11 protein-coding genes are annotated in these 23,880 nt (G+C 57.0%); 6 read left to right on the forward strand and 5 right to left on the reverse strand.

Translation table 11 applies throughout. From position 1 onward, the window contains the following. Positions 1-126: 126 nt before the first annotated feature. Positions 127-4,023, forward strand: a complete 3,897-nt coding sequence (locus tag HMPREF6485_RS02685) for a hybrid sensor histidine kinase/response regulator transcription factor (protein ID WP_004344496.1) — start codon at positions 127-129, stop codon at positions 4,021-4,023. Between the two features lie 90 nt (positions 4,024-4,113). Beyond that, entirely contained in the window at positions 4,114-4,674 is a 561-nt protein-coding gene (locus tag HMPREF6485_RS02690; RefSeq protein WP_004344497.1) for a flavin reductase family protein, read from the forward strand. A 100-nt stretch (positions 4,675-4,774) separates the two neighbouring features. Here the strand turns inward: HMPREF6485_RS02690 and HMPREF6485_RS14475 are convergent, their stop codons facing one another. From HMPREF6485_RS14475 to HMPREF6485_RS02710, 3 genes are all read right to left on the reverse strand, one after another. Next, the gene (locus HMPREF6485_RS14475; RefSeq protein WP_004344498.1) at positions 4,775-7,129 is read right to left on the reverse strand and encodes a family 43 glycosylhydrolase; all 2,355 of its coding nucleotides are present in this window, start codon (positions 7,127-7,129) and stop codon (positions 4,775-4,777) included. A 591-nt stretch (positions 7,130-7,720) separates the two neighbouring features. Then, a complete protein-coding gene (locus tag HMPREF6485_RS02705; protein ID WP_004344501.1) occupies positions 7,721-10,264 on the reverse strand; it encodes a glycosyl hydrolase 115 family protein in 2,544 nt (847 codons plus the stop codon). 45 nt (positions 10,265-10,309) lie between these two features. Beyond that, positions 10,310-12,259, reverse strand: coding sequence for a sialate O-acetylesterase (locus tag HMPREF6485_RS02710; protein ID WP_004344502.1), 1,950 nt, complete (start codon positions 12,257-12,259; stop codon positions 10,310-10,312). A gap of 227 nt (positions 12,260-12,486) precedes the next feature. Here HMPREF6485_RS02710 and HMPREF6485_RS02715 point away from each other — a divergent pair, with 227 nt between their 5' ends. Both HMPREF6485_RS02715 and ruvB read left to right on the forward strand, forming a co-directional pair. Continuing rightward, positions 12,487-16,473 (forward strand): hybrid sensor histidine kinase/response regulator transcription factor, encoded by a 3,987-nt coding sequence (locus HMPREF6485_RS02715; protein ID WP_004344503.1) that lies wholly within the window; start codon positions 12,487-12,489, stop codon positions 16,471-16,473. A gap of 598 nt (positions 16,474-17,071) precedes the next feature. Continuing rightward, a complete protein-coding gene (gene ruvB, locus HMPREF6485_RS02720; protein WP_004344506.1) occupies positions 17,072-18,109 on the forward strand; it encodes a Holliday junction branch migration DNA helicase RuvB in 1,038 nt (345 codons plus the stop codon). Between the two features lie 10 nt (positions 18,110-18,119). Here the strand turns inward: ruvB and HMPREF6485_RS02725 are convergent, their stop codons facing one another. Then, entirely contained in the window at positions 18,120-20,960 is a 2,841-nt protein-coding gene (locus tag HMPREF6485_RS02725; protein WP_248622220.1) for a hybrid sensor histidine kinase/response regulator transcription factor, read from the reverse strand. Positions 20,961-21,132: 172 nt separating this feature from the next. On the opposite strand from HMPREF6485_RS02725, the gene coaD reads away from it, so the two are divergent. Together coaD and ybeY are read left to right on the forward strand one after the other, a co-directional pair. Then, positions 21,133-21,609 carry a pantetheine-phosphate adenylyltransferase gene (gene coaD, locus HMPREF6485_RS02730; protein WP_004344508.1) on the forward strand — a complete coding sequence of 159 codons (477 nt, stop codon included), beginning with the start codon at positions 21,133-21,135 and terminating at the stop codon, positions 21,607-21,609. Between the two features lie 14 nt (positions 21,610-21,623). Further along, positions 21,624-22,043, forward strand: coding sequence for an rRNA maturation RNase YbeY (gene ybeY / locus HMPREF6485_RS02735; RefSeq protein ID WP_004344509.1), 420 nt, complete (start codon positions 21,624-21,626; stop codon positions 22,041-22,043). A gap of 160 nt (positions 22,044-22,203) precedes the next feature. Here the strand turns inward: ybeY and HMPREF6485_RS02740 are convergent, their stop codons facing one another. Continuing rightward, a complete protein-coding gene (locus tag HMPREF6485_RS02740; protein WP_004344510.1) occupies positions 22,204-23,862 on the reverse strand; it encodes a DUF6377 domain-containing protein in 1,659 nt (552 codons plus the stop codon). Positions 23,863-23,880 lie beyond the last annotated feature (18 nt).

The raw sequence follows: 23,880 nt of genomic DNA on the forward strand, positions 1-23,880 counted from the left end.
AAACCTCAAGAATGCAGGCAAACAACTTGTCTACTCGTCCACTTGTTTACTCGTCCACTTTTTTTGCCCCAATGCTTGTGCGATTGGAATTTTCTGCGTAAGTTTGTAGGGAAATACCAATGTAGCATGAAACCTTTTGACACACAACTATTCATTAAGACCGTCTGCGCCGTGCTGTTGTCATGGCTTCTGTCGGCGACCCCCGGAGTCGCGGAGAAGTTCAGAGTAGTGGACAACAGCATGGGACTGTGCAACAACTCCGTGAACGCGATATGCCAAGACGGCAAGGGCTTCGTGTGGATGGGCACAGCCGGCGGTCTCTGTCGCTACGACGGCCTTTCGTTTTCCACCTTCCTTCACCGCTCTTCCGACTCCACATCGCTGGCCGACAACAACATACACTGCCTACTGCCTATGAAAGACGGTCTGTGGGTGGCCTCCAACAGTGCCTTGCAGTTTTATTCCTTCAACAGCGGACGATTCTACCGTGCCCGGGCATGGGTCGACGGCAGGCTCGACGACATGACCGAGCAACAGAACGCAATGGTGGAGGCGGGCGGCCACATACTGACAGCCGACCACAAGGGCAGGTGTTTCGTGAAGAAAGACGGCGACACCTATTTCACCGCCCTGCCCCACCGGCTCTACACGCTCTGCAAGATCAGTGAACAGGCAGTGGTGGGAATAGGGCGCGGAGAAGCCCTGATGCTCTCGGCAGACGGGCGGCGGGTGATGAGCCGCTGCCGCATAGACTTCACGCCCACACTCAGATGCTCGGCGTCGTACAGCAAGATGACAAGATTGGTGTATGTGGGCAACGGCATAGGGCACAAAAGTCTGGCACTGGCCATAGACAAAGGGAGGCTGAGACTTGCCGACGCGCCGGTGCCCGACAACCTGATGGCGACAACCGACAGCCGTGGGGCCGTGGTCTTCGGCATAGACGGCGGGGGCATCATAATGCAGCGAGGTGGCGACATGCAGCAGTTTTCACCGGCCAACTCCAATCTGAGCAACGATGCCGTCTACGCGCTGATGAGCGACAGCAACGGCAATCTGTGGGTGGGAACCTATCGCGGAGGCGTGAACTTCCTGCCCGTCCACAACGAGCGGTTTGAGTTGCTTGCACGCAAGAACGGTGCCATACCCTACGACATCGTAACAGCCGTGGTGCGTGATGGAGACCGGCTCTACATGGGGCTTGATGGCGGTGGGCTGTGCTTCTACAACCTCTCAAGCCGCTCCTCCTACACGCTGAACACGGCCAACAGCAACCTTCCGGGCAACAATGTCATCTCGATCGTGAACGACGGACGGTCGCTCTGGATGGCCATCTACACCAAAGGGCTGGTGGAATACTCCCCGTCCACCGGTGCATTCACGCAATATCCCATGCCGACAAAGGAAACCACGGGCAACAACGTGTGGGTGGTGTGCGACGACGGGCGCGGAAGGATATGGGTGGGCGGGCCCAATCTGGCGGTTTTCGACAAACAGTCACGGCGTTTTCTCGCCACACCCGAAACATTCCGCAAGATGGAATGCTCGGCCCTGCAAGACGACGGGCGGCATATATGGGTGGGGACTAACCACCGGGGCATCTACAAAATAGACAAGCGCACACTGCGCGTGGCTGCCCATTACACTGCCGACTTCGGACAGGTGCGCCTGCCGGGCAATGAGGTGAGATACCTCCGGCTCGACTCCCACGGGCGGGTGTGGTTTGCTGTGACGCAAAACGGCACCTACTGTCTGGACGAGAAGGCGCACAAGACCATCCACTACGGTGAAAAACAAGGACTGACCAACGGTGACCTCATGACACTCGTGGAAGACGTACAGGGCATCTTGTGGATGGGGACAGCGAACGGACTGTTCAAGTTTGATCCACGCAAGCAGACTTTTGTGCGCTTCGGGAGCGACGAGGATATACCCAACACCTTCACCTACGGCACAGGACTGCTCGCCGACGGCACCATCTACATGGGCAGCACGAAAGGCCTGCTGATGTTCAAGCCCTCAAAAGTGTTTTACCAACAGCCCTATCGGGGTGCAAGTCTGCTGTCACTCGACCTGCTTAACGGCAGTGGCGAACATTTCAACCTCTACGGCGACTCCATCCGAAGCGTGGAATTGAAGCACCACCAGAACTTTTTCACCATCCATTTTGCCGTGCCCGACTACGAGTCGCCCCATCGGGTGCAGTTCTCCTGTCGCCTCGAAGGGCTCGAAAACCGCTGGCGCGAACTGGGCGACAAGCGCGAAGCGGCCTACACAAACGTGCCGCCGGGACACTATACCTTCCATGTGCGCTGCACCGATGTAAACGGCCAGTGGGGTCGGGCCACGGAATTGGATGTCGTCATCACCCCGCCTTGGTATGCCACGTGGTGGGCCTATCTGCTCTGGGCCTTGCTGTTGGCAGGTGTGGTATACGCCGCCCTCTGGCTCTATCTGCACGAACTGGACGTCAAGCACCGCATACAGATAGTGGATGTACAGCGCAGCACCATGCAGAAACTCAACGAGGCAAAGATGAACTTCTACACCCGTATCACGCACGAACTGCGCACACCGGTGTTTCTCATAGGGGCCCAGATAGAGGAACTCAAGGAGCAGAAGCAGTCGCCCGTGACGGTGCCGGGCTCGTTTCTTGATTCCATGTACCGCAACTCGCAGAAACTGAACAATCTCATCAGCCGTATTATTGACATCCGGAAACTGGAGGCGAACGAAACGAAGCTGAACTTGCAGCATAAAGATGTGGTGGAATTTTGCCGAAACCTCACCGAAGACTATCATAACCTCTGCGCACAGAAGCGCATCAGCTATGCGTTCCGCACGACAAACGCTCCCATAGAGTTGGAATTCGACCTTGACAAGCTGGAGACAATCCTCACCAATCTGGTCTCCAATGCCTTCAAATATACCCGCGAAGGGGGCAACGTGGAACTGGCCATAGCCGACGAGCCCGACAGGGTGGTCTTCAGCGTGACGGACAACGGTATCGGCATATTGGAGAAAATGCACGAAACCATCTTTCAGAACTTCTTCCGCACGGAGCGGGGCGAGAGACAAAACCGGGGCGACGGCATCGGACTCTCTACCGTGAAAGAACTGGTGGAACTCCACGGGGGCAGCATCCGTGTGGAGAGTGAGATGGAGAAAGGGGCGCGCTTCGTCTTCCACATACCCAAAGGGCTATCGGGCGAGGCACAGACGGCAGTGGACGAGACGGGCGAAACAGGCCGACAGACACTGCGGATAGCCAATCCGACGGCTCCACACACCATCCTCGTCATCGACGACGAACACGACACGGTGGAGTTGCTGGAGCGCAATCTGGCAGCCGACTTTAAGGTGATCAAGGCCTACGATGGCCGACAAGGACTCGAAGAGGCTGCCCGCACGCTGCCCGACATCATCGTCTGCGACCTGATGATGCCCAACATGGACGGCATGGAGTTTCTCCACATGCTGAAAAGCGACAAGAAACTGGCCCACATCAAGGTCATCATCTTCACCGCCAAAACCTCGGAGGAAGACATGATAGAGGCCTTCGACCAAGGTGCCGACGCCTATCTCACCAAGCCCATATCGCTGCGGCTGCTGCGGAAACGCATCGACCGGCTCGTGGCGCAGAGCAACACGGCCGAGCTGACGGCTTCCATCGCACAGACAAAGAACACCTACACGAAGGAGGAACAGATATTCCTGTTGCGCTGCAGGGAAGTGATCGACGACAATCTGCGCAACGAGAACTTCAACATAGACTACATTGCCGACAGTCTGGCCATGAGCCACTCATCACTCTACAAGAAGATCAAAGCCATGACGGGCATGTCGCTCATCGAATTTATCAACGACTATAAAATCTACAAGGCCGTGGAACTGTTCAACCGGGGAGCCACCAACATCGACACCGTGCGCGAACAGTGCGGTTTCAAGGATGCCAAAAACTTCCGGGAGATGTTCAAGCGCAAGATGAACGTGACTCCCAAGCAGTATGTCCAGAACCTGTAGACACGGGCTCCGGCCCGTTTGCGGCCAATCGTCACAAGACACCGGCCACCCATTATCCAAACTTTTCAACATTCATTAAAACCAACCATCATGAGAAAAAATCTTGGAGCAAAGCCTTTGAGCTATCCGCAACCGGTATTTATCATTGCCGCTTACGGAGCAGACGGTGTGCCCTCAGCCATGAATGCAGCCTGGGCGGGCATCACTAACCATACGGAAATTACAATGTGCCTCGACAGACGGCACAAGACTGTGGAAGATCTGCGCAGTCGCGGAGCTTTCACAGTGAGCATGGGCACAGCCCCGCAAGTAGTGGCCTGCGACTATGTGGGCATCGTCTCGGGCCACAAGGTGCCCGACAAATTCGCCCGTGCGGGCTTCCACGCTACTCCCTCCGAGTTTGTCGATGCCCCTCTCATCGACGAACTGCCGCTGGCCTTGGAGTGCCGCCTCATCTCCTACGATGAGGAACGCGAACTGCTCACGGGCGAAATCGTAAACGTGAGTGCCGACGAGTGCATCCTCGACGAGCGCGGCAAGGTGAATCCCCATGCCCTCCGTCCCATCGTCTTCGACCCATTCAACAACACCTATCTGGAGATAGAGCACGAAGTGGGCAAAGCATTCAAGGATGGCACGCAGCTAAAATAGGACCGAAGCAAGACAACATCAGGACAAACAGGACATCATCCAAAAGACCGCCAAACCTCTTGAGACAGTTTGGCGGTCTTCTCTTTTGCATCCCTCCGGGTCAGTTTCTCTTATAATCGAAGGCATCAATATCCACATATCCGCCTGTCTGGCGGGTGGCATAGCAGAACAAAGCCAGTCGGGTGCCCATGAAGAAGCGCCGATAGTCGAAACGCATCTGGTAGTCGCGGCCTATCCGGTGCCAAGTGCGGTTGTCAAGAGAATAGTAGAACATGGCCATATCACGACCCGGACGGAAGTCAGCATCTATGCGCAGATACACCTTGTTCCGTCTGACAGGCACACGCTCCACTTCCTTTTCCTGCACATCGGTGACAGCTTTCTCACGATCGGAGAGCGACACAGAGGCCTCACTCATGACGAACACAGTCTTCTTTCCACTGCGCAAGAGAGTGAGCACACCCGAGTCGCCGTTGAAGGCAGCCAGTCCGGCCCGGTCGCCATCTTTAAGATGGGTGATGTCGAGGGCCACCGTTGCCGAACAAAGCGGCCCCTCCATGCGCTGCGAAAGAGTGTTGGGAGCCTCAAAGAGGTTTCCGGCCGGGCGCGAGGTTTTCAACCGAAGCCATCCCTTGCGCTCGGTGAGACTCCATGCCTCGTCCACCGGATTATGATTCCATTGCCACACACGCTTCAGATGAGGCCCCTCGAAGTCATCACTCTGCACGATGCCATGCTTTCCGCCACCCATCACAGGTCTGTCCATCAGTGTGGGGATATGCCCGAAACGGTCGCCGAGAATGGGCCACCCGTCTTCCCATCGGCACGGCATGAGCGTGAGCACACGCCCCACTCCGCCACGGTCTTGGAATATGACCCCATACCAACGCCCATCGGGGGCGTCGACGATAGTGCCCTGCCCCACGTAGGAGAAACCGCCAAACTCGGTTTCAAGGATTGTGCGCTTCTCGTAAGGCCCATTGATGCTGTCGGCGCGATAGCACACCTGCCGCCGGGGCCTGCCCAGCGGCCATGAAACCATGAGCAGATAATACTTCCCGTCGCGTTTCACCATGCGGCTGCCTTCGAGCAGCCCCGTCTCGTCGGGCTCCCGCCGGAAAAGCGTGCAATCGCTCCCCGGCTTCATAAGGCACAGATCGGGAGTCAGTTCGCACATCTGTCCGGTGCCATAGACCACATAGGCACGGTCGTCGTCATCGAAGAAGAGGGATGCATCGTGGAAATGACGGAGGCGCGAGACGAGGGTCCACCGGCCCGTGGGGTCTTCAGTGGTATAGATATAGGTGTCGCCGCCGGGATTGTCGTTGGGGGCAAAGAGGGCATAAAAACGCCCCTTGTGATATTTCAGGGATGTGGCCCATTGGCCTCTTCCATAAACCGTTCCACCCTGCATGTCATATTTAGGCGAGTCGGTGAGCCGGTCGAAGACATAGCTCACGGTTTCCCAGTCCACCAAGTCGCGTGAGCGCATCACCGGTGCACCGGGCATGAGGTGCATCGTCGTACTCACCATGTAGAACCACTCGCCCACTCTGATGACATCAGGGTCGGGCACATCGGCCCACAACATGGGGTTGGGAAAACGACGGGCGGTTTGTTCGGAAATATAGATCAGGGCATTGACGAGCGACGGCCCCCAATAGTCCCAGTTGTGGCCGCCTGCTTTCACACGCGTCTCACAACCGATGTGCCGGGCTCTGAGTGCCTTCACAAAGTCCATGTTGTCTTCGAGAGTGAAGTCTTGGTCGCCGCAGTCGACATACCATTTCACGCTACGCCAACGCTCCACATCTTTTCCGTCGCCCCCATCGACCATCCTGATGGGATTGTGACGCTCCACATTGTGCTGCCGCCATTCGCCCAACGGGTCGTTTTTCAGAAAATCCAACGGCTGCCGGCGCAGGTAGGCACTCATGGCATAGACCACATTGAACATCTCCGGATGGCACAGCCCATAGCCCACAGCTCCGCCACCTCCCATCGAAAATCCGGCCACGGAGCGTTTGCCGGCTTCCCGGGCCACCCGGTATCGGTTTTCGATATATGGTATCAATTCGTTGAACATATAATCTTCGAAAGGCCATTCCGGTTCGTCAAACCATATCATTTTGTCTTTATTGGCCTCCGGACACACAATGATCGTCTTCTGCATCCGGCACGCAGCCACCAGACTGTCTACCACCGTCTGCAAACGGCCATACACGGCCCAATCGGTATTGGAGCAACCGCCCCCATGAAGCAGATAGAGTATGGGGTAGCTATCGGTCGACCGGTCGTAGCCATCGGGCAGACATACGGTATATTCACGTTCGGCGATACCGGGCAACAACTTACAGGGCATCACCTCATGCACAATCCGACAGCCGGCCTGTCCTGCCAGCGGAAACATGGCGCAGAGCAGCAAGGCCATAAAAATCTTGATTTCTCTTTTCATACCATTTATTCTTTATTCCCTGATTGGGATTTCTTCAACTCGTCTTTTGGTTATTTCATAGAGTGGCAGGGAGCTGGAAATATGTCATAACAATTTATCAGACATTTGCAAACGGACAGAAAAAGTCGTACCTTTGCATGAGCAAGGGAAGCACGCAAGTGTTTCCCTTTTTTAGTTTCCAATCCACCAACAGACCCCCAACCCCCTGAAGGGGGCTTTTCATTCCTGCTATGGGAGATTGTTCGGCCCGAATGGCTTTGCAAAAGGGCCTCTTTGAGGTTGTCATCCGGCCCGAGTGAGCTTCCAAGTGTGGCCGTTTTGCAAGGTCGTTTGGGCTTGGCGGGAAAATTGATGGGACGGATTGGGTGGATAAGGCGGATGAGATTGATTGGGAAGATAGGTGTGGAAAAATCGCGTGTAAGGCTTTTTCGAAACCTTTAATAGTTTGTGCTATATATCCGACACGGGGCTTTATCCTGCCCCCTTGACTTGGGGGGCTTTAGACACTCCATTCACACCTACCACCCATCACCCACCACCTGTCCTTACAGCAGGACAAAGACATCATCAACATCCAACACCTAACACCTATCACCTCCTGCACGGCGACTCCTCCATCATGAGATAACCGGGCTTATAGCCTCCGGCATCGACCAAAACTTTCTCAAACACGATGGCAGGATCGAGCGGACGGATGGTGAGTGTGTGACAGCCGTCGGGAGAGGGGGGCACGGGGAGTGTGACCACCGACTCCACCACACGGCGGGCCACCGTGGGATAGTAGACCGTGTAGATATTCTCCTTGCGCTCGTTGAGCCGGGCGTTGAAGTTCACTTCGCGTTCCTGACCGCCGTCGAGCGACACCGTATAGCGCAATCCGCCACGGTTGAGGAAGTCGAGCGTGGATTTCACCATCACACGCACGTTCACTTCCGAGGGCCGGAGCGCGCCCAACGAGAAACGGTAAGAGAGCGAAGCACCGGCCACAGGGGCAGTGTTGGGCATCAGCGTGAGTCCGCTGCGGGTGCGCCCCATGTAGGGTATCACCGTCCATCGGGCCCCGGAAGACGGCAGGCAGGCAAATAAGTGCTCGGCCTCCATCGCCACCACGCTGTCGCGGGCCTCGAAGACAAATCCGCCGGGCCGTCCATCGGTCTCCACGCGATGCACCTCGGGCATCTTGTCACGCGGAAAATCGTCGTTCCATGAAGTATAACCGATGTGCTTCTGGGTCATCATACCGTTCCATTTTCCACCCGCTATGTCGTGGTTGTAGGCCGCGCAGAGCAGCGAGTCGCGACGGAAAGCCTCGCCCACACGGTCGGCCCAGAGGTTGGCATCGGGGTCGTTGCGCTCATACAGGAAGTGGTTCATGGCTTGGGCATAGTACATCTGATAGACATTCGACATGGCCTGCAAAGGGAAGAGCACCAACTCCCGGTAGGCATCGCGCAGCTCGGGACGCAGCGAGAGATACTGCCGCAGGGCCTCGGCCTCAAGGCGCATGTAGTCGTCGGCCACCCGCCGCCATTCGCCCGTGGCCACATTGTAGGTCGAAGCGTCGAGCATCTCGGCCGTGATGCGCCCGTTGTACTTGCCCACAAGATTGAGGATGCGGGCCGCCTCGGGAGCCTGCTCCTCGCCAAACTGCTCACGGCAGAAGCCGAGCGTGTGGTCGGTGAGCGTGGCTGCATCGTAGCGACGGGGATTCCACGCCATGTCCATGAAGAGGGAGATGGGATATTCCATCGGTTTGAGATCGCCCACGTTGAGTATCCACAGGCGGTCGATGCCGTAGTTGTAGGCCAACTGCAACTGTTCCCACATATTCTGCGTGGGTGTAACGTTGAGCCACTTGCTGTTGCGGGGCGCACCCACATAGTCCACATGGTAGTACAGTCCCCAGCCTCCGGCCCGGTTGCGCTCTTTGGCGGCAGGCACACGGCGCACGTTGCCCCAGTTGTCGTCGCAGAGGAGCATCGTCACGTCGTCGGGCACGCGCATCCCCTTGTCGTAGTAATCCAACACCTCTTTATACAACGCCCACACCTGCGGTGTCTCCTTGGCCGGCCGGCGGGTCACGTCGGCGATGATTCGCCGCTGATTCTCCACGATGCGTTGCATGAGCCGGGTGTCGGCCTCCTCGCTCATGGCCTCGTCACCGTCGCCGCGCATACCGATGGTCACGATATCTTCCGTCCCCTTCATGCGCTCGATGCCCTCCCGGAAGAAGCGATCAAGCACGGTCTGGTTGGTCTGATAGTTCCACGCCCCGTAGTCTTTGCGCCGGCGCGCCCACTCCTGATGGTTGCGTGCCATGGGTTCGTGGTGGGAAGTGCCCATGATGACGCCCATCTCGTCGGCTGTGTGACTGTTTTCCGGGTCGTCGGCATAGAAGGCCCAGCCCCACATGGCAGGCCACAGCATGTTGCCCTTGAGGCGCAGGATGAGTTCAAACACGCGGGCATAGAATCGGTGGTCGCCATAATCGGTGCCGTAGGTGTGCTTCACCCACGAAGTGAGACAGGGAGCCTCGTCATTGAGAAAGAGCCCACGATAGCGCACAGCCGGTTCGCCGTCGGTGTAGATGCCACGGGAGATGTAGATGCGGTCGTGGCGGGCCACGGGCACATCGGCCCAGTCATACCACGGCGAGACACCCATCTGGCGGGAGAGTTCGTAGATGCCGTAGATGGTGCCCCGCCGGTCGCTGCCCGCAATGACGAGCTGCCGGCCCACAAGGGTGATGATGTATTTCTCGCGCCTGCCACGAAGCAGACCGCCGTCGAGCAACCTGCGCTTCACCAGTCGGTCGATGGCTGTCGAGTGGCCGAGTGTCCCGATGAGGATGCCGGCACGCTCGTCAGTGCCCACAACAGCCTCTGCACCACACACTTTACGGATATCGGCGGCAAGATTGCGGGCGGCTATGGCCACGCCTTTCAGGTCGCGGGCATCCAGACAGATGCTCACGCCACCCCCGTCGTTGAGCAGCACGTCACCGGAGTCAAAGTTCACAAAACGGTCGGCAGCCGACAGCTGCAGGGAAAACAACAGAAGCAGGAGAAGATAAATGCTTGTTTTCATGTAGATAAATATGGGGGATGAATCTTTTAAAAACAGCCGGCGGACCATCGGGGCAGGCTTTTGACACCGCACCCAAGGTCCACCGACAGGACTTTATTTGAACAAAAGGGGCACAAACTCCCGGAGACAGCGCCGCCAAGTGAGCCACTCGTGATGGGTGCCGGGCGACACATAGCCCGTCACCTTGATGCCGGCGCGGGTCAAGTCATCGATGAGTCGGGCCGTGCCCATGTTCTCCTCACTGCCCGAACCGAGGAAGAGACAGTGCAACCGCCCGTTCACCTCGGCCGGACGGGAGAAGATGCCGTTATAGGTCTTGGCGATGTCAAGGCCGAAGATGGCACCGCTGAAAGCACCGGCATAAGAAAACTTGTCAAGATGATTGAACACCACATCGAATGTCTGGTGCCCTCCCCATGAGAGTCCGGCCATGGCCCGGTGGTCACGATCGGTCTTGGTGCGGAAGGTTTTGTCCACCGCGGGTATGAGATCCTCCAGCAGCACCTTGTAGAACGAAGCTCCGTAGGCACTCCGGCCCGCCTCATTGGGGCCGCCTTTGAATGGTGCTTTCACGTCGCCGCTCTCCATCACGACAATCATCGGCACGGCTTCACCCCGGGCAATGAGATTGTCCATGATATTCTGCATGAGCCCCTGCCGGCTCCAACCCGTCTCGTCCTCACCCATGCCATGTTGCAAATAGAGCACGGGGTAGCGCTTCCCTCCCCGTTCATAGGCTGCGGGGGTGTAGACCATCGCACGCCGCCACTCGCCTGTAGAGGCGGCATAATACTGCATGGAGCGCACCTGCCCTTTGGCTACGCCCTGCTGCGGACGGTAGTAGTCGCCCTCGGGGCCTTCGGGTATCTCTATGCCGCCAGACTGTCGGCAGCAACCGAAGAAGGTGTCGCTGGCCGGATCGACCACCTGCACGCCATCTACGAGGAAGAAATAGTAGTGGAAGCCCACCACGAGCGGGTCGCTGGCTACGGTCCACACGCCTTGTTCGTCGCGCTGCATGTCACACTTCTTGCCACAGATATCAAGCTGCACGCGGTTGGCTTGCGGTGCACGGAGCCGGAAATAGGCCCGGTGCTGCGCATCGACCTTGGGGAAATCGTTACCGGGAATGGCCGTAGAGGCCGTCACGGCATCGGCAGGCACCACGACGGGAGTGAACACGGGATGCCCCAGAAGCGACAGCATCTTGTAGGCATAGCGCCGGCCAAGTTCGCGATAGCCCCCGGCATCGAAGTGCAAGTCGTCGGGGCCGGAGGTGCATCCTTCGGAGGAAATGACGTGGGCCGTGTGTATCGTTTCGGGCAAAGCGTCGATGATGGGATTCATGGCGATGCAGCGGCCACGCCCGCCGGCCCTCACCACTTCGCCGGCCAAGAGCGGCACGTCTTCCGACTTGAGCCCAAGGTCGGCAATGAGCTGGTGGTAGACGAAGGCCACCTTGTCGGGCCAACGGCGGTCGCCGGTGTTGGACTCGCCCTGATGGAGCAGTATACCCTTGATGACACCCTCCTTCTGGGCCTTGCGGCCCAGTTCCACGAGCCGCTTGTAGGGATTGTCTCCATAGGCTTTGAGCATCCCCTTCATCCACTGCGGGGCTCGGGTCTTGACATAATTGTCCACGGAGTCGCGCATGAATGTCTCGATGTGGCATCCGCCCACAGCCACATTGATGACACCCACTCGCACATTGGAGGGCAGATGCTCCACCATCGTGCGGCCGAAATAGTCGGCGGGCGTGAGTCCGGTGTTCTCCCTGCAGAGTGGCGGCAGGGCCGTGTACCACTGCCCCTGCTTGCGCCCGAGACGGACATCATCGACGGCTGCCATCATCCGGAAGCGCGGATCAATGCCCGTGAGGTCTTCGGGCTCAATCTTGGCATTGCCTTCCATGTTGGACTGGCCAAAGCAGAGGAAGATGTAAAAGTCGGGATCGGGGGCGGCAGCCGCCTCGCCTGCCAACACCGACACACACAGCAGGGCACCCGCTACGAGCCACCTGCGGAATCGATTGTTCTGTATCATGATTTAGCGATGGTTAAACTTCGATTGCAAAGATAATCATTTTGCGCTTTCCGTGTTGTTTCTCATGTTTCAAATAGTTGTCCTTTCGTAACATCCTTGTCTCCCGTTTGTCTCACAATGCTTGCCGGTTGTCTCATTATTCCTATTTTTATGGCCTGAAAACGGGATGGAACGGGATTTTATTGGTATCTTTGCAGGCAGTCCGAACAAATGCAACCGAAACAATCATGAAATACTATCTACTGATACTTACGTTTCTTTCATCGCTCCATGCCCGGCCACAGACCGGCAAACTCTATACGGCCGACCACCAGCTGTCTAACAGTTTCGTGAGCCAGGTGTTCCAAGACCGCGACGGCTTCATCTGGATAACCACCCGCAACGGCCTCAACCGCTACGACGGCTACCGATTCAAGACCTATAAGAAGGAAGACCGGAGGAGCGGACTCACGAGCAACTACTTGAACTGTATGTTCCAAGACCGCGACGGCAACTTCTTCATCGGGAGCAATCTCACCGTGCAGCGATACAACGGCGAGGGCTTCGACAGCCTTCGGCTCATCGGCCCGAAGGGCACAAGCATCCACACCTATATCAACGACATACAGCAGCGGCGCAATGGCGAAGTGCTGATATGCACCTCGGGCTACGGACTGATGAGACTGGGAGCCGACAACACGGCCCGCACCATCAGCCGACTGCCGGCGGATCTGCTCTATCTGCGGCGCATCATGGAAGACCGCCAACAGCGGCTATGGGCTGTCACCAGCCACGGCGGCCTCTACTGTCTGAACGGTGGTAAGGTGACAGGCCACTATTTTTCCGACCAAACCATGCGCCATTCGCTGCGCGACATCTGCACCGACAGGCAGGGCAACATTTGGGTGGGGACCTTCGGACAAGGACTGTGGAGGCTGAATGCCCACACAGGACAGTTTGAACGCGCTGCCACAGCCGGCCGGTTGCCCATCGCCAAGCTCTATGCCGACAGAACCAACCGGCTGATGCTGGGATGCGACGGAACCGGAGTCTATATCTACGAACCACACAACGGCCGGCTCACCGCCAACCCCTATTACAGCCGGGACACCCAACTGGATCACGCCAAGGTCTATTCCATCACCGAAGACCGCAACGGCAACACGTGGCTGGGCATGCTTCAGAAGGGTGTGTTCATGCAACCGGCTGCCAAATCGGGCTTCGGCTACATGGGACCCCGGCTGGGCCCAGCCAACGTAATAGGCAACAACTGCGTGACGAGCGTGTTCACTGACAGCCGGAGACACCTCTGGGTGGGCACCGACAAAGACGGCCTCTACCTGCTTGACGCGCAGCACCGCCTCGTGCGCCACTACACCACCGTGCCGGGTACCATCCTCTCCATCGCCGAAGACCATTTGGGGCGCATCTGGTTAGGCTCCTACGAAGAGGGATGTGGATGGGTAACGGCCGACAACGATGCCTACCACGCCTGCAAACTGGGAGTGAACGGGCCGCTAAGTGTGTTCTCCATCGCCGCAGACCGGCGGGGCCGCCTATGGATGGGGACCATGGGACAGGGGCTCATGTGTCTTGACCCAGTAACGCAGAAACGGGTGGACTATCGCATGAAAGCCGGGGCCGAGACCGACCGGCGCATGAACAGTCTCGTAAACGACTACGTAGGCAAAATAGCCGTGTCGCGCGACGGTCACCGCATCTATGTGGCCACCTCCGTGGGGATCGGCTGTCTCGACCTCGAAAAAGGCAGCTGGCTGTCGGTCTTCGGTTCCAACTGCCCCAACTACGGCACTTTTTCGCGTGTGGTGAGGGAAGGCCGCGACGGCAAAGTATATCTGGGTACCAACGACGGTCTGTTCGTTTACGACACGAGACGGCACACCTGCCGCGTCTTTACCACGGCCGACGGACTGCCCGACAATGGTGTGGCAGGTGTGGAGACCGACAGCCGGGGCAACGTGTGGATAGCCACCGACCACGGACTGGGGTGCCTCAATCTCGCAACGGGACGCGTGGCCTGTTTCTATGTGGACAAGGGACTACAGAGCAATGAGTTTGCCGACGGTGCATCCTGCCTCTCGTCCGACGGACGGCAGCTTCTCTTCGGAGGCACGGGTGGTCTCACGTGGTTTGACCCTGCACACATCCGGCCGCAGAAATGGAAAGCCACGGTGAAGATCACAGGCCTCACCGTGGGCAGCAACGAGGTGAGCGTAAGGCCCGACTCCGACCGTTTCGACATGGACTATGAGGACAACTCCTTCAGCATACACCTCTCCACGCTCACCTACGATGACCCCGACAACATCGTGTACCTCTACAGCATCAACGGCGACAAGTGGACACGGCTCAGCCCGGGAAGCAACGAGATAGCCTTCTCTCATCTCTCGCCGGGCACCTACCGGTTTCGCGTGAAGGCCATTCTCAACAATGCGCCCTCCGAGGAGAAGACATTTACCGTGGTGGTGGCAGCCCCGTGGTATCGCTCCACACCCGCCTATTGCGTCTATCTGCTCCTCTTGGCCGTTCTCGTATGGCTCTATTTGCAATACCGCCGCCGCAAGGAGGAAGACCGCCTGCGCCTTCAGGAACACATCCATGCCGAAGAACTGGGCGAGGCCAAGCTGCGCTTCTTCATGAACATCAGCCACGAGATACGCACGCCCATGACGCTCATCGTCTCGCCCCTGCAACAACTCATCAAGGAAGACACCGATGCACACCGTCGAAGCGTCTACGAGACCATACGGCGCAATGCCGAGCGCATTCTCTCACTCATCAACCAGATGATGGACTTGCGCAAGATAGACAAAGGGCAGATGGGCTTGCAGATGCGGGAGACCGACCTTGTGGCCTTCATCAGAGACATCTACACGCTCTTTCTCCACCAGACGAAGACCCGCAACATCAATCTCCGGTTCAGTCACGATGCCGAGACGCTACCCGTATGGATAGACCGCGGCAACTTCGACAAGGTGCTGATGAACCTGCTCTCCAATGCCTTCAAATTCTGCAATGCCGGCGGCAACATCGACATACGGCTCTCCCACGACGACACGCAGGCCCGGATAGCCGTGAGCGATGACGGGGCCACCATCCCCGAAGACAAGCTCGAACGCATCTTCGAACGCTTCTACCAGATGCCGTCGGAGACCAACGACCGTAACATCGGCACGGGCATAGGGCTCGACCTCACCCGTTCGCTCGTGGAACTGCACTACGGAAGCATCGAAGCCCGCAACCTGCCCGACGGCCGTGGCTGCGAGTTCGTCGTGACCATACCGCTGGGCAATGCCCACCTCAAGCCCGAGGAGATGGTGGAGCAGGCTGTCGAGGCGATGGACAATGAAGCAGAACAGCCGCTTCCCGGATCACCGGGACCGGAGGAGACTCCCAACCCGAACGCTCTCAACGACCGGCTCTCCAACCGCAAGCGACAACACATCATCGTCGCTGAAGACGATGACGAGATAGCCCAATACCTGAAGGCGGAACTGGAAAAGGACTTCCGCGTGACGCTCTGCCCCAACGGCCAAGAGGCTCTCAACACGGTATTCAAGGAAATGCCGTCACTCGTAGTGAGCGACATCATGATGCCGGTGATGGACGGCAACACGCTCTGCGCACGTCTCAAGTCGAACGTCAACACCAATCACATTCCCGTGATTCTGCTCACGGCCAAGAGCCGTGACGAAGACCGCCTTGAAGGACTCGAAACCGGGGCAGATGCCTACATCGTCAAACCTTTCAACATGGACATCCTGCACCGCACCATCACCAATCTGCTGCACCAACGCGAACTGTTGCGCAACAAGTTCAACGGCAGCGAGACGCAAGAGGGGAAAGTGTTGCACGTGAAAGTGGAGTCGCCCGATGACAAACTCATGGAACGCATCATGGCCGTCATCAACAAAAACCTCAGCAATCCCGACCTCAGCATAGACATGATTTCCACCGAAGCCGGCATCAGCCGTGTGCATCTGCACCGCAAGATGAAAGAGCTGACCAACCAGACCCCCCACGCTTTCATCCGCAACATCAGGCTCCGACAGGCTGCCCGCCTGCTGCAAACACCCAACCAGAACATCACGGAAGTGCTGGTGGCCTGCGGATTCCCCAACGCCACGTCATTCTCCACCATCTTCAAGAACTTCTACGGCATGTCACCGCGAGACTACATGAAGCGGGGAGGACAGCAGCAGAAGGAGGAGTAAGGAAACATACCGGCAGCCGGACAAGGATGGAAAAACAAAAAGGGGGTGTCAATCCTTTTCATGCAGGATTTGCATTCGGCCCGAAGATTTTGTATCTTTGCATGAGCAAGGGAAGCGCGAGAGCGTTTCCCTTTTTTAGTCCCCACTCCCCCTAAAGGGGGCTTTCTCCTGCTATGGAATGCCATTCGGCCCAAACGGTGTTGCAAAAGGGCCTTTCCAAGGTTGTCATCCGGCCCGAATGAGCTTCCAAGTGTGGCCCTTTTGCAAGATGAAAGGGCTGCGGCGGGAGAGAGTTTTCACTTTTCTTGCCGTTTCAAGGCAGCTCACAGTTTCCGCCATTCGGCTGCCCGCACATTCCATGTTGTGTATTTTCATTTCTTTTAATGTTTCGCACTATATGCCCCGGCGGGGATCCGGAGAACATTCGGGCAACCTTCTGCAGCTATCCGTTCCACAAAGTCGTGGGGGCAAAGGGGTGCATACCCCCGGCCACGGAAGGGCCGCACGACTGTGCAAGAGAAAGAAAAAACGGGCTTTTGCTTTGATAATCCGAGAGTTTGGCTTAACTTTGTAGGCCTAAAGAATAAGAGGAAAAAGCATGAACGATGATTTCGACATAAGGCAGGAGACGCTGTCGTCGGCCGAAAAGGAGTTTGAAAATGCACTGCGACCGGTGCATTTTCAGGATTTCAACGGTCAGCAGAAGGTGGTGGAAAACCTTGAGATATTCGTCGAGGCGGCCAAGTTTCGCGGCGAACCGCTCGACCACACCCTGCTCTACGGACCGCCGGGACTGGGCAAGACGACGCTGAGCAACATCATCGCCAACGAACTGGGCGTGGGATTCAAGATCACTTCGGGCCCTGTGCTCGACAAACCGGGCGACCTGGCGGGCATACTGACCTCGCTGGAACCCAACGACGTGCTGTTCATTGACGAGATTCACCGCCTCTCGCCCGTGGTGGAAGAATATCTCTACTCGGCAATGGAGGACTACCGGATAGACATCATGATCGACAAGGGGCCCTCGGCAAGGAGCATACAGATAGACCTCAACCCCTTCACGCTGGTGGGGGCGACCACCCGCAGCGGCATGCTCACGGCTCCGCTACGCGCCCGTTTCGGCATCAACATGCACTTGGAATACTATGCGCCCGAAACCCTCATGCGCATCATCAAGCGATCGGCCTACCTGCTGCGGGTGCCCATCGACGATGAAGCGGCCATCGAAATCTCACGACGCTCGCGGGGAACACCCCGCATAGCCAATTCGCTGTTGCGGAGGGTGCGCGACTTCGCACAGGTGAAGGGCAACGGCACCATTGACACCGTGATAGCGAAAATGGCGCTGCAAGCACTCAACATCGACCAATACGGGCTCGACGAAATCGACAACAAGATACTGCTCACCATCATCGACAAGTTTCGTGGCGGCCCGGTGGGGGTATCCACCATCGCCACGGCCATCGGGGAAGACAGCGGCACGGTGGAAGAAGTCTACGAACCGTTTCTCATCATGGAGGGATTCATCAAACGCACGCCCCGCGGCCGAATGGCTACACGGCTGGCCTACGAACACTTGGGGCGCAATTCCTACGCCGGCAACATCATGGAACCGGACCTGTTTGGAAACTAAAAGAGCGAACTCACTCTTCACTCACCGTTTCCCTCCACGCTCCCGGCGTCTGTCCGGTTTTGCGCTTGAAGAGCGTGATGAAATAGGGAGTGTCTTCGATGCCGCAATGATAGGCCACCTCGGAGATGCTCATCTCGGGATGTTCTTTGAGCAACAGCTTGGCCTTGTTGACACGCAGGTCGGCGATGTAGCCCGTGGTGGTCTGCCCCGTAATGGCACGAATCTTGCGATTGAGTTGCGCCCGGCTCACAAACATAGCCTCGGCCAACCGGCTTACATCCACTTTTCCGCCTTTGAGCTGGGTTTCCACCTCGCGGGTGAAACGCTCAAGATATTGTTTGTTGACCGCACTCAGCGCCTCGCCTTTCCGCTCTTCGGCCTGTTGTTCTTCCTGTCCCTCTTGCTCCATTTTCTCCACCGGTGAGTTTTCCAATTCCGCAAGCAGTTTCTTGCGCATGAGTTGCTGCTGTTCGAGCAACCGTTCCACACGCCGGTTCAGTTCGTCTCCGTGGAAAGGCTTCTCCAGATAAGCGTCGGCTCCGGCCTCAAGTCCCTGCATCTTGTCTTCGTGGGTCACCTTGGCTGTGACCATCACCACGGGCACATGACCGAGCAAGTCTGACCGGCGGATGCGCCGACAGAGCGAACAGCCGTCCAAACGGGGCATCATCACATCGGTGATAATGATGTCGGGCACCAGTTGCAGGGCCTTCTCCCATCCCGATTCGCCGTCGGCGGCATAGAACAGACGGTATTCGCCGCCCAGCTGTTGCCCGATGTATTCGGCCACCGCAGCCGAGTCTTCCACGATAAGCACACGCGTAGCCGAGTCGTCGTCAAGGCTGTCGTCTTGCGGTGGTTGCTCTTCCTCCGCGCCTGCGGAGCCGAGGAAGTACCCATAACCGTCATATCCCATAGGCTCCCACTCACCACCGGCATGACGCAAAGGCATCTTCACCTCAAAAGTGGTGCCCCTGCCGGGTTCGCTCTCCACGTTCACCGTGCCGTCCATCGCCGTGACGGCCAGCCTCAAGAGCGATAGTCCCACACCCGTACCGATGTTGCGGCTCTCGGTATCGGCTTGGTAGAAAGGTTCGAAGACCCGGGCTTTCTGCTCCTCGGTCATACCGATGCCCTCATCGCTGATCCGCAGCACAAGCCGCTCGTCGGCAACATCCGTGGTGAGGATGATGCGGCTGTCGTTGAAAGAAAACTTGATGGCGTTGGAGAGCAGGTTGCCCACCACCTTGTGCAGATAGTCGGGAATGATGTCCATGGGCAAGGAGGGCTGCGCAGGGCGGTAGTCGATGGTGATGCCTTTGCGCGAAGCCAGTTCCTGAAAACTCTCACAAGCCATGCCGATGAAGCCCACGATGTCGCCGTGCCGCCATTGGGGGGCCGTGGAGACGGCCGTTTGGAGCTTGGCTATGTCGAGTATCTGGTTGATGAGCAACAGCAGACTGTTACCTTGTCTGACGATGATAGAAGCCTTGTGATGGATGGCTTTCTCCAACTCGCCGGTGGATTCAGAGCCGGAGAAGTCGGTCTCGGCCAGTTCTTCCCCGATGCCTTGGATGATGGTGAGGGGCGTGCGGAACTCGTGGGTGATGTTGGTGAAGAAGTGGTCACGCGCCACACTCAACTTCCGTAGCGTCTCGGCCGTCCGTCGCCGTGCCCCTGCGATATACCAATAGGTGGCCAGCAGGCTGCCCGTGACAGCGAGAGCCAGAAAGAGGATGGTGATGATGAGCCCCTTCGACTGGCGTTCCGATTGCAAGTCTACGTGCATCTGAAGCATTTCCATGTCCTTTTGCTTGCGGGCATAATTGATGCGCTGGTTTTGCAGTTGGAACAGTTTTTTCATGTCCACCAGACTGTCTTCATAGTTCGTTGAGAGCGTGAAGTTGTCCAGCGCCTTCTCATAGTCTCCGCGTTTCTGGTAGAGTTCCGAGTAAAGCCCGTATATCTCGACCAGATATTCCGTAGAGTTGATGCTTTTGGCCACCCTCAGCGCATCGCTCAGATAACCTTCCGAGGTGGTCAGGTCGCCTGTAAGCATGTGTATGCGTGCCAAGGCTATGCAAGGCTGCAACCACAACCAGAGATCTTTCTTGCCGTCGATGAGTCCGAAGGCGAGGTTGAACTCTTTGATGGCTTTCGCATATTGGTGCCGCTTCTCGTAGACACGGCCGAAGTTGACATGGCTGTAGGCCAGGCTCAACGCCGAACCGTAGCGCTTGCTGTGATAGAAAGCGCGGTTGTAGTAGTTCCATGCCGAGTCGAGCTGGCCGCGCAATTCGAATACGCGTCCAAGGTTGGCGTTGTCCACATTCATCCCGTTCTCGCTGCCCAGTTCCGTCTCAATGGCGAGCGCTATGCGCAACACACTGTCGGCATCGGCATAGTTGCCCATCATGGTGTAGACATTACCCAACCCGTTGTAGGCCACTGCCTGACACTTGCGGTAGCGTGAATCGCCCTTCGAACGCGCCCCTTGAATCATCACCAGCACCTGCCCGTAATAGTCGAGTGCCTCGTTGAAGATGCCCATACGACGATAATTGGCCCCCAAAGAGTTGAGCGAGTTGAGCACCATCAGCGTGTCGTCAAGTTGCTGGGCCAAAGAGAGCTCACGCTGGTGCATCTCCGAAGCTGCAAGATACTGGCTTGAGTCGCGCAGTGCATATCCCATCAGCGAATAGCGGCTCATCTCCTTGCGCAGCGAGTCGCGCTCCCCGCGGGCGAGTTGTTCCTTTCCACCCTGCCCGCATGACCCCAACAGCAGGGAGAACAGCAATAAAAGAAGATAATATTTTGAGCTTGGCCGCTTGTCGAAGTCGTCGTCTTGCATAGGCATAAAGATATAAACCGGTGCTAAGATACGAAAAAAGCGTGAACCGGCAAACTTTAACACGCCTTTTATTTGTATAGAATTCATTTTCCGTGTCTGCCAACTTTTCAGTTTAAACCCTTGGAGGTTTCAATTTAAATCTCTACTTTTGCCGAGTCAAAGCATTACTTCAATGATGAAAACAGGCCTTTTCACGGGTACATTCGACCCGTTTACCATCGGTCACCGGTCCATCGTAGACCGCGCCCTGCCGCTTTTCGACCGGCTGGTCATCGGCGTGGCCGTGAGCAAGCTCAAACACACGGAGAGCGATGTGGACCAACGGGTGCGGGCTATTGCCAATCTCTATGCCGGTGACGGGCGAGTGAAGGTCGTGGCCTACAGCGACCTGACCATCGATTTGGCCCGCCGCGAGGAGGCAACGTTCATCGTGCGTGGCGTGCGTTCGGCCAAAGACTTCGAATATGAGCGCGACCAGGCCGATATCAACCGGCGTCTGGGCGGGGTGGAAACGCTCCTGCTGTTCAGCGAACCTCATCTGGCTTGTGTCAGCAGCAGCTTGGTGCGCGAACTGGAGTTCTTCGGCCACGATGTCTCCGAGTTTCTGCCCGAAGCCGGAAATAATAAAGAAATAGGTAACAAGGAATAACAGATAACGTTTTTATGATTACATACAATGCAGACGGCGTGAAGATGCCGAACATCAGAAAGCGCACCGTCAGTGCCTGGATCAAGGCCGTGGCGGCCACCTTCGGGCGTAAAGTGGGCGAAATAGGCTATATGTTCGTCGACGACGAGAAGATGCTCGAGGTGAACAACGAATATCTCGGCCACGACTACTACACCGACATCATCACCTTCGACTACGACGAGGGCGACACCATCAGCGGTGACCTCGTGATCTCGCTCGACACCGTGCGCACCAACGCCGAGAAGTTTGGAAAAGACTACAACGAAGAACTGCACCGCGTGATCATCCACGGCATCCTCCACCTGTGCGGCATCAATGACAAAGGGCCGGGCGAACGCGAAATCATGGAAGCCCACGAAAACAAGGCACTTGCGCTGTTGGAAAGATTTTAGGAGTTAAGGGGAGTTAAGGAGTTAAAGGGAGTTAAGACAATAGTTTTGCACCTCAAAGATATGAAAATTGAGGGATAAAGCCGCTGTCTTAACTCCCTTTAACTCCTTAACTCCCTCTAACTCCTAAAACATCCCCCCTTAACTCCTAAGCAATCCCCCCTCACGACCGCGGCAGTCCCAATTCTTTGACATGCCGCTCGAAGTGTTCGCGGTCGGCAATGGCCCCATTTTTCGTGCGGGCCCGATAGTTATAAATGGTGTTGACCGAATAATGGAGAAACTCGGCTATCTTGCCGCTGTCGTCAATGCCCAGCCGAATGAGAGCGAAGATGCGTAGCGTGGTGGTCATGCGCCCCTTCTCGGGCACTTCTATCTGCTCTTCGGGCCTCAACAGCGAGTTAAAATCGCCCACGAAGTTGGGGAACAGATGAAGAAAGGCCTTGTCGAAATCCTCGTAGAACGCATCAAGTTCCATCTCCTGACTTTTCCTGCTGCGCGTCACTTGATACAGATTTTCATAGTCGCGATTCTTCACCATCCGGTTCACCTGCTTGCGGAAGGCATCCATCTTGTCGATGTTGAGCGAGCACAATCGCATGAACCGCCCCACGTATTCTTCTTTCACGCTATTGCTCTCCGACAGTTGCAAGTTGAGCATACTCAGCTGTTCGTTGGCTGCCGACAGCTTCCCGTTGCTCACGGAGAGCTGCCTGTTCTTGCGGCTCAGGTGCTTCCGCGCCACGGCAAGCTTCTTGCGCTGCCTGTTCACATAGAAGAGGATAAACAAGATGACCACCGCCAGCACGCTGATGACCACGAGCATGAGCGTCAGCTGATGGTTTTTCGACTCGCTGGCCCGCTTGTAATTGTCGGCAATGGCCGACATCAGGGGCGAAATCTGCCAACTGCGCTGCCGCGACCCGTAACGGTTGGCGCAGCCGCTGGTAAACGAGATGTAGCGATAGCTCCTGTCCACGTCGCCCTGCAACATCAGCTGGTTAGCCATTTCCCACATCGAACCTTGATCCATCACACCGTTGCGCACATCGGCCAAGGCCGACTCCGCCAACCAATACATCATGTGTGTGGTGTCCTCGGCTGCCTTATACTCCAGATAGCGGTAGAGCGCCACGAGGGCATAGCGGTGAGAGCCCTTCTCCACCAGCTTCAGCCACTTCGTGTTGAGTGCCATCGCCTCTCTCCGCCTGCCCTCCGACATGAGCCGCAATTCGCGCACCAACAGCGCCACATCCTCGTTTTCCGACACGCAGGAGAGCAGCCGTTTCTCATATCGGGCCGTCTCGGCCTGATAGACCTTTTTCATCGGACGGATGGAAGAATAGTAGGCCAACTCGTTGTTCAGGTTATAGCAGGCGTGATAGTAGGCCGCCAGCCCCCTCCGGTTGAGGACGGCCGTGTCCACCCGCGCCAGAAACGAGCGGGATTCATCGTAGAGTCCTGTGGAAGAACAGCACAAGGACAAGAGCGACAGGCACTCCCCCACCCGTTCCTGCCGCCCCGCTTTCCGGGCCAAAGCCACACATTCGTTGAGGAAGTAAATGGCCGAATCGCTGACAAATGGCTTGTACTCCTCATAAAGCCTGTGCGAAATGCGGTAGCGCGCCTCCACGTTCCGGGCCGCCTTCAGCTTGGAGCGCAACGCCGCTATGCGCAGCTCCTTGCGGGCAAAATACACATCGGCATGAGCAATGGCATCGTCCAGACAGTTGTACATGGAGTCGAGATTGGGGGGCTGCACCTCCGCCCGGGCCGCCAACTGACAGAGAAGCAAGAGTGTGGTCGCGATATAGAGTTTCATGGTCACTGCTTTTTCCGA

Source organism: Segatella buccae ATCC 33574, from assembly GCF_000184945.1.
In the GTDB taxonomy this organism is placed as follows: Bacteria; Bacteroidota; Bacteroidia; order Bacteroidales; family Bacteroidaceae; genus Prevotella; species Prevotella buccae.